This window comes from Limosilactobacillus mucosae (genome assembly GCF_046939755.1).
In the GTDB taxonomy this organism is placed as follows: domain Bacteria; phylum Bacillota; class Bacilli; order Lactobacillales; family Lactobacillaceae; genus Limosilactobacillus; species Limosilactobacillus mucosae_A.
This window is the reverse complement of the sequence record NZ_JBKZAY010000078.1, coordinates 1-857: the sequence shown is the minus strand read 5'-3', so window position 1 is coordinate 857 and position 857 is coordinate 1. Positions and strand designations below refer to the sequence as shown.

At 36.9% G+C, this 857-nt stretch carries 1 protein-coding gene and 1 pseudogene; one reads left to right on the top strand and one right to left on the bottom strand.

Annotated features, from left to right (window positions below; translation table 11 throughout):
- The coding region (locus ACLUWI_RS10160) for a helix-turn-helix domain-containing protein (RefSeq protein ID WP_412147225.1) at nt 1-192 on the bottom strand (192 nt) is incomplete at its 3' end.
- Between the two features lie 66 nt (nt 193-258).
- Here ACLUWI_RS10160 and tnpA point away from each other — a divergent pair.
- A pseudogene (gene tnpA, locus ACLUWI_RS10155) lies at nt 259-719 on the top strand (IS200/IS605 family transposase).
- Nucleotides 720-857 lie beyond the last annotated feature (138 nt).

The following is an 857-nucleotide window of genomic DNA, read 5'->3' as shown; positions in this document are numbered from 1 at the left end:
GCGATCTTGTACCGTATCAATTGGTAGTTTGACTCGGCTTAATTGCCAAAGCTCTTTGCCAATTGCGACCATTTCGTTGTAGATAAAACGACTAGCATCACTATTAACTTTAATTATTTGTTTCTGATGATCACTTGGATAAATGCGAACCTTCAATCCATAATGGTATTCCAATTGTGCCATTGACTTCATTTTATTTCACCTCCTTTAATTGGATTATATCATCAGCTAATGACTATGACGATTGAGGTGTTCTTAATGACTAAAGAAAAAATTCAAGACGCAGTTTATACTCGTCGATATATCTATAATTTTCATTATCACTTAATCTGGGTAACCAAGTATCGTCCTCAGACCTTTGCTACTAAAAAAACCTAGCCGATGAAATGAAATACATACTGCGAATGGTCGCAAAAGATAACGATATTGTGATGGAAAAGCTGGAAGTAATGCCAGATCATGTTCATGTGCTGATCAGTTTTCCGCCTAGCAAGGCGCTCAAAGGACGAGGTGCATTCATTTTTCTCAAACGACATCCAAAAATTCGACAATCTGAATGTTGGGGTGGACATTTATGGTCGCCAAGTTACTACATGAGTACGCTTGGCGACATGAGCAAAGACGTCGTAGAAAACTACATCAATAATCAAAAATACAATGCGCTTCAAAAAGAACGTCTTAAGAAAGCCTATCCATCATTTCCGGCTAGACATAATTAAAATAACGGCCTGCACTTATACAAGTCTCAAAGCCATTCAATCATCAAATTAAATCAAACGCTTTTTCTATGTTAGCATCAGCGGTTAAAGCAGATGCAATTATTAAAAATCAAGCTGCCTTAACTAAGGCCAAATAAA